Origin of the sequence: Klebsiella sp. EMBS2024, assembly GCF_036233805.1 — a bacterium.
GTDB classification, from domain to species: Bacteria; Pseudomonadota; Gammaproteobacteria; order Enterobacterales; family Enterobacteriaceae; genus Klebsiella; species Klebsiella pneumoniae.
Genome location: NZ_JAZARW010000001.1, coordinates 5,029,809 through 5,036,241, shown reverse-complemented (window position 1 = coordinate 5,036,241; position 6,433 = coordinate 5,029,809). Strand labels below are relative to the sequence as shown.

The window sequence follows — 6,433 nt, the reverse complement described above, 5'->3', positions numbered from 1 at the left end:
CTCCCACTTAACAAAATTGCTTTATCGGTGGGCTACAGCGATCCGGTCTATTTCACCCGCTTGTTTCGTAAACATAACGGCATCCCACCGGGCGAATATCGCAAACGCTATGCGGAAATGAAGGGCTAAAAACATCAACGGCTCCCATCGGGAGCCGTCTTTTACCTACTACGTACTGCTACGTGCCAGGTTATGCCATCTCAGTTTGCAGACGCAACACCTGACGATTGACTTCGGACATCACTGACAGATGCAGCTTGTCCTTGACCTTCGGGATAAGGATTTTGCCCTTATCAAATTCAAATGCGCCAACGTCCTTGATGTACAACCGTCCACGAAACAGGATCTTCACGTACTTCGCCACTTGCAGCGGATTGTAGCGTTGGAAAATTTTCATTCTTCTCTCCTGCCAGGGTTACGCTCTTGTGGTGCCACAGTTAGCCCACGTCTTGGGAGCGCAAATTTTAATGCCCTAAAACTATAGTCCAGAATCTCAGAGGGACCCAGTATGTATAAGTTTATTTACCCTTTGATGACAATAATTCAGAATTTTCGTTTCAGACATACGATGAAGTAAGTATAAGTCGCCGTTTTACGACTAATTTGTGCGTCAACACGCAAACTGGCATCCTCATTGCGGGTAATCACCGTCAATCGCACTTATGATTAAACGAGACCAAGTGGTCGGATCACCTGCATAAAAATGATTAAGGATTGCGCATGACCCTACGTAGCATACTGGCCGCCTCGTTACTGCTTCTCCCGCTGCTGGCCACAGCGCATAACTTCGTCGACGGCCAGCGCGTGGCGCCCGTTGGCGTCGCGGATCGGGGAGAGCTTATTCTGGATAAGGATAAGTTTAGCTATAAAAACTGGAATAGCGCCCAGCTGGCGGGAAAAGTGCGCGTGGTCCAGCACATCGCCGGACGCTCGTCAGCAAAAGAGAAGAATGCCAACCTGATCGAGGCGATTAAAGCGGCGGGCTTCCCGCACGATCGCTATCAGACCACCACCATTGTAAACACTGACGACGCCATCCCGGGCACCGGGATGTTTGTACGCAACAGCATTGAAAGTAATAAAAAGCTCTTCCCATGGTCGCAATTTATCGTCGACAGCAACGGCCTGGTGCGGAAGGCCTGGCAGCTGGACGAGAAGAGCTCAGCGATCGTGGTACTGGATAAGAACGGGCGTGTGCAGTGGGCTAAAGACGGCGCCCTCACCCAACAAGAGGTGCAGCAGGTGATCGACCTGCTGCATAAATTGCTTAATAAATAGAGACCCGGAAGCCGGGGTTAAGGAAGGATTCACGCGGCGTGTAGTCGAGGGTTTTCCCCTGCCAGTCGTGAACATGCGCCCCGGCGGCCACCGCGACCGCATGGCCGGCGGCAGTGTCCCAGGTGCTGGTCGGCCCGAAGCGCGGATAGAGCTGGGCCTGACCTTCCGCCACCAGGCAGAATTTCAGCGACGAACCGATTGAGGTGGTCTGGTGTTCGCCCAGTTGCTCAAGGTACTCCTGCAGCTCCGGATCGTTGCTGTGGGAGCGGCTAATCACCACCAGCGGCGGACGGGCATCGCGGACCTGGATCTGCTTGCGTACGCCGCACTCTTCTTTCCAGGCTTTGCCATTTTGCGCGCTGTACATCACCTTCATCACCGGCGCATAGACAACGCCCAGCGTCGGCTTGCCGTTTTCAATCAGCGCGATATTGACGGTGAATTCGCCGTTACGCTTAATAAACTCTTTGGTGCCGTCCAGCGGGTCGACCAACCAGTAGCGCTGCCAGTGCTGGCGCACTTCCCAGGACGGCGGGTCCTCTTCGGAGAGGATCGGGGTATCCGGATCCAGCGCCTGCAGGCCGCTGACAATGACTTTATGCGCTGCGATATCCGCCGCCGTGACCGGAGAATCATCTTTCTTGCTGGCGACGTTGATCGGCTGGTTTCCATCGTAGACTTCCATGATGGCATCGCCCGCATTCCGTGCAAGCTGACATACTTGTTCTAACATTCTCCACCTCGTCTGGTTACAGTGGCGTTAACTCGTTGTTTTATTTATATCGCATCACCGCGAGTTCCGCTATCTGTGATAACGATGGCGGTTTCTCTGCCCGCTTTTCTGGCAAGATTCACATTTCTGTAAGCAACAGAATATAAATACATTTTCTTCTGTGCTATCGCTCATAAAAAAGGACGCCTCTGATGATTAAGTTTAGCGCAACGCTCCTGGCCACGCTGATCGCCGCCAGCGTCAACGCCGCGACGGTCGACCTGCGGATCATGGAAACCACCGATCTGCACAGCAATATGATGGACTTCGACTATTACAAAGATGCCGCCACGGAGAAATTCGGCCTGGTGCGTACCGCCACCCTGATCGAACAGGCGCGAGCAGAAGTTAAAAACAGCGTGCTGGTGGATAACGGGGATGTGATCCAGGGGAGCCCGTTAGGCGACTATATGGCGGCAAAAGGGCTCAAAGAGGGCGATGTACATCCGGTATATAAGGCGATGAACACCCTGAATTACGCCGTCGGCAACCTGGGCAACCATGAGTTCAATTACGGTCTCGACTTCCTGCACAAGGCGCTGGCCGGGGCGAAGTTCCCCTACGTGAACGCCAATATCATCGATGCCAAAACCGGCAAACCGATGTTTACGCCGTACCTGATCCAGGATACCCGGGTCGTGGACAGCGACGGTCAAATCCACACCCTGCGCATCGGCTATATCGGCTTTGTGCCGCCGCAGATCATGACCTGGGATAAAGCCAATCTTAACGGCAAGGTGACGGTCAATGACATTACCGAAACCGCGCGCAAATATATCCCGGAGATGCGGGCGAAAGGGGCTGATGTGGTGGTAGTGGTCGCTCACTCCGGCCTCTCCGCCGACCCGTATCAGGCGATGGCCGAGAATTCGGTTTACTACTTAAGCCAGGTGCCCGGCGTGGACGCCATTATGTTCGGCCATGCCCACGCGGTGTTCCCGGGTAAAGACTTCGCCAACATCAAAGGCGCGGATATCGCCAAAGGGACGCTGAACGGCGTACCGGCGGTGATGCCGGGAATGTGGGGCGATCATCTCGGGGTGGTCGATCTGGTGCTAAATAACGACAGCGGTAAATGGCAGGTAACTCAGAGTAAAGCGGAAGCGCGGCCAATCTATGACGCGGTGGCGAAGAAATCACTGGCGGCCGAAGATGGCAAGCTGGTGGCGGTGCTGAAAGCCGATCATGACGCCACTCGCGAATTCGTCAGCAAGCCGATCGGCAAGTCCGCCGACAACATGTACAGCTATCTGGCGCTGGTGCAGGACGACCCGACGGTGCAGGTGGTCAACATGGCGCAGAAAGCCTACGTCGAACACTATATTCAGGGCGACCCGGATCTGGCGAAGCTGCCGGTGCTCTCCGCCGCCGCGCCGTTTAAAGTCGGCGGGCGTAAAAACGATCCGGCGAGCTTTGTCGAAGTGGAGAAAGGCCAGCTCACCTTCCGCAATGCCGCCGACCTCTATCTCTACCCCAACACCCTGGTGGTGATGAAGGTCAGCGGGAAAGAGGTTAAGGAGTGGCTGGAATGCTCTGCCGGACAGTTTAACCAGATCGATCCCGCCAGCAGCAAGCCGCAGTCGCTGATCAACTGGGACGGCTTCCGCACCTACAACTTCGACGTCATTGACGGGGTGAACTACCAGATCGACGTCACTCAGCCGGCCCGCTACGACGGCGAATGTCAGATGATCCATCCGCAGGCAGAGCGTATTAAGCACCTGACCTTCAATGGAAAACCGGTTGATCCGCAGGCTACTTTCCTGGTCGCGACCAATAACTATCGCGCTTACGGCGGCAAATTCGCCGGCACCGGTGAGAGCCATATCGCCTTCGCCTCACCGGATGAAAACCGTTCGGTGCTGGCGGCATGGATTGGCGCGCAATCGAAGAAGGAAGGCGCGATCCATCCGGCGGCGGATAACAACTGGCGTCTGGCGCCGATCCACAGCAACACGCCGTTGGATATTCGTTTTGAGACCTCGCCTGGCGACAAAGCCGCGGCGTTTATCAAAGAGAAAGCGCAGTATCCAATGCGCCAGGTGGCCACCGATGATATCGGCTTCGCCATTTATCAGCTGGATTTGAGCAAGTAATGCCTGTTCCCCGGCGGCGCTGCGCTTACCGGGGCTACAGGGAGTGATACATTTTCACTCCCCGTGGTTAGCCAGCACCGAGGGCAGATTAACCTCGATCCAGTCCGCCAGGGCGGCCACCTTCTCGCTCACCTGCAGGCCGAGCGGCGTCAGGCTATATTCAACGTGCGGGGGCACCACCGGATAAGAGACGCGGTCGATAAAACCATCCTGCTCCAGCGCCTGCAGCGACTGCGCCAGCATCTTTTCGCTGACCCCGCCCATCTTACGGCGCAGATCGCTGAAACGGTGGGTTCCCTCGCGCAGCGCCACCAGAATCAACACGCCCCAGCGGCTGGTGACATGTTTAAGCACATCGCGCGACGGGCACTGTTCCGCAAACAAATTGCCGGTGCGCAATTTCTCGCTCAGCGTCGGTTCGGCCATTTCACACTTACCTTTTTGTACGTACTTACTAAAAGTTAGTTAAGGTGGTAGCTTACCACAACTGCCAATAAATACGAAGGAGAAGACCCATGATCGCTCTTACCGGTGCCACCGGCCAGCTTGGCCACTACGTTCTGCAAGACCTGCTTAACACCGTCCCTGCCAGCCAGATTGTGGCGATTGCCCGCAACCCGGCCAAAGCCCAGGCGCTCAGCCAGCAGGGCGTGGTTGTCCGCCAGGCCGACTACAGCGACGAAGCGGCGCTGACCGCCGCGCTGCAGGGCGTGGATAAACTGCTGTTAATCTCCTCCAGCGAAGTCGGCCAGCGTGCTGTACAGCACCGCAACGTCATTAACGCCGCCAAAGCCGCCGGGGTAAAATTCATCGCCTATACCAGCCTGCTGCATGCCGACACTTCGCCGCTGGGTCTGGCCGCAGAGCATATCGAAACCGAGCAGATGCTGGCCGACTCTGGTATCGCTTACGCCCTGCTGCGTAACGGCTGGTATACCGAAAACTATCTGGCCAGCGCGCCGCCGGCGCTGGAGCATGGCGTGTTTATCGGCGCCGCCGGCGAGGGTAAAATCGCCTCCGCCACCCGCGCGGATTATGCCGCCGCTGCCGCCCGCGTTATCGCCAGTGAGGGTCATGAAGGCAAAATTTACGAACTGGCGGGTGATAACGCCTGGACGCTGAGCGACCTGGCTGCCGAGCTGAGCAAGCAAAGCGGGAAAAACGTGGTCTACCAGAACCTCAGCGAAGCCGATTTCGCCGCCGCGCTGAAAAGCGTCGGCCTGCCGGCCGGGCTTGCCGATATGCTGGCGGATTCCGATGTCGGCGCGTCGAAAGGCGGACTGTTTGACGACAGCCGCACCCTGAGTACGCTGATCGGCCGCCCGACCACCTCCCTTGCTGAAAGCGTGAAAGGCATTCTGTAACCGCCCCTCTCAGCTTTTGCGGTTGCGTCCCGGCGGTTCCTCTCCCATATTGAAGGGATAACCGTCGGGAGGCAGGCATGCAGGGCGTACCACTCCAATTTAGTGATGAAAAAGACCGCGCGCGCTTTCGCCATCTCGAACAGCTGCCCGGGGTGGAGCTTTACCACGCCCATATATCCCGCTACGCCTTTGAACCCCATACCCACGAAGCCTTCGGCATCGGCGTGATTGAGCAAGGCGCGGAGCGCTTTCGCTACCGCGGCAGTCAGCATATTGCCGCCGCAAACTCCATTGTCACCATGAATCCCGACGAGCTGCACACCGGCGAAGCGGAAACCGCCGACGGCTGGCGCTACCGGATGATTTATCTGGAGCCGGACCGTCTTGAAGCCATCACCGGGGTGCGAGACTGGTGGTTCAGCGAGGTGGTCCGCGAGGATCCCCTGCGTTCCCGACAAATTGGCCAGCTGATTTATGGCCTGTGGCATAGCGACGATCCGCTGGCCCAGCAGGGACTGCTGCTCGACCTCATCGACGCCTTCCGCCCTCTGGCCCACCATGCCTCTGCGCAAGGTGAGGCCGGGCATCGCTTTGACCGCGTGCGCGACTACCTGCACGATAACTATATGCGTCCCATCACCCTCGACGAGCTGGCGCAGGTGGCGGCGCTGAGCCCGTACCACTTTCAGCGCCAGTTTAAAGCCCACTATCACGTAACGCCCCATCAGATGCTGATGGCCATCCGTCTGTGGCGCGCCAAAGCGTTCCTCACCCACGGCATGCCCGCCGCCGAAGTGGCGATAGCCGTCGGCCTCACCGACCAGTCCCACCTGACCCGCGCCTTCACCCAGCGTTACGGCATTACGCCGGTGCGCTATCAGAAGCAGGTCGCCAGGCGCTAATGCGCAATCTCATACAATATT

8 protein-coding genes are annotated in these 6,433 nt (G+C 57.3%); 5 read left to right on the top strand and 3 right to left on the bottom strand.

All coding sequences use genetic code 11. The annotated features are described in order from the left end of the window. Positions 1-129, top strand: a 129-nt coding sequence (locus tag VZP09_RS23175) for a helix-turn-helix domain-containing protein (RefSeq protein WP_191820549.1), incomplete at its 5' end; no start/stop codon positions are given. Positions 130-190: 61 nt separating this feature from the next. Here VZP09_RS23175 and VZP09_RS23170 read toward each other — a convergent pair. Further along, on the bottom strand, positions 191-397 hold the full coding sequence (locus VZP09_RS23170) for a DUF1107 domain-containing protein (protein ID WP_002886707.1): 207 nt from the start codon (positions 395-397) through the stop codon (positions 191-193). Positions 398-720: 323 nt separating this feature from the next. Here VZP09_RS23170 and VZP09_RS23165 point away from each other — a divergent pair, with 323 nt between their 5' ends. After that, on the top strand, positions 721-1,278 hold the full coding sequence (locus VZP09_RS23165) for a YtfJ family protein (protein WP_002886706.1): 558 nt from the start codon (positions 721-723) through the stop codon (positions 1,276-1,278). Here the strand turns inward: VZP09_RS23165 and cysQ are convergent. Further along, positions 1,268-2,011, bottom strand: coding sequence for a 3'(2'),5'-bisphosphate nucleotidase CysQ (gene cysQ, locus VZP09_RS23160; RefSeq protein ID WP_002886705.1), 744 nt, complete (start codon positions 2,009-2,011; stop codon positions 1,268-1,270). The genes VZP09_RS23165 and cysQ overlap by 11 nt on opposite strands. 191 nt (positions 2,012-2,202) lie before the next feature. Between cysQ and cpdB the strand changes: the two genes are divergently transcribed. Further along, positions 2,203-4,146, top strand: a complete 1,944-nt coding sequence (gene cpdB, locus VZP09_RS23155; protein ID WP_004177678.1) for a 2',3'-cyclic-nucleotide 2'-phosphodiesterase — start codon at positions 2,203-2,205, stop codon at positions 4,144-4,146. A gap of 54 nt (positions 4,147-4,200) precedes the next feature. On the opposite strand, the gene VZP09_RS23150 is transcribed toward cpdB, so the two are convergent. Beyond that, a complete protein-coding gene (locus VZP09_RS23150) occupies positions 4,201-4,572 on the bottom strand; it encodes a winged helix-turn-helix transcriptional regulator (RefSeq protein WP_004152015.1) in 372 nt (123 codons plus the stop codon). An 89-nt stretch (positions 4,573-4,661) separates the two neighbouring features. On the opposite strand from VZP09_RS23150, the gene VZP09_RS23145 reads away from it, so the two are divergent. Together VZP09_RS23145 and VZP09_RS23140 are read left to right on the top strand one after the other, a co-directional pair. Then, entirely contained in the window at positions 4,662-5,510 is an 849-nt protein-coding gene (locus VZP09_RS23145) for an SDR family oxidoreductase (protein ID WP_032439130.1), read from the top strand. A gap of 77 nt (positions 5,511-5,587) precedes the next feature. Continuing rightward, positions 5,588-6,412, top strand: coding sequence for an AraC family transcriptional regulator (locus VZP09_RS23140; RefSeq protein ID WP_002886699.1), 825 nt, complete (start codon positions 5,588-5,590; stop codon positions 6,410-6,412). Positions 6,413-6,433 lie beyond the last annotated feature (21 nt).

Excerpts from the sequence above, each read along its gene's own strand:
- VZP09_RS23170 (WP_002886707.1), bottom strand. The coding sequence starts at position 397 with ATGAAAATTTTCCAACGCTACAATCCGCTGCAAGTGGCGAAGTACGTG.
- VZP09_RS23165 (WP_002886706.1), top strand. The coding sequence starts at position 721 with ATGACCCTACGTAGCATACTGGCCGCCTCGTTACTGCTTCTCCCGCTG.
- cysQ (WP_002886705.1), bottom strand. The coding sequence starts at position 2,011 with ATGTTAGAACAAGTATGTCAGCTTGCACGGAATGCGGGCGATGCCATC.
- cpdB (WP_004177678.1), top strand. The coding sequence starts at position 2,203 with ATGATTAAGTTTAGCGCAACGCTCCTGGCCACGCTGATCGCCGCCAGC.
- VZP09_RS23150 (WP_004152015.1), bottom strand. The coding sequence starts at position 4,572 with ATGGCCGAACCGACGCTGAGCGAGAAATTGCGCACCGGCAATTTGTTT.
- VZP09_RS23145 (WP_032439130.1), top strand. The coding sequence starts at position 4,662 with ATGATCGCTCTTACCGGTGCCACCGGCCAGCTTGGCCACTACGTTCTG.
- VZP09_RS23140 (WP_002886699.1), top strand. The coding sequence starts at position 5,588 with ATGCAGGGCGTACCACTCCAATTTAGTGATGAAAAAGACCGCGCGCGC.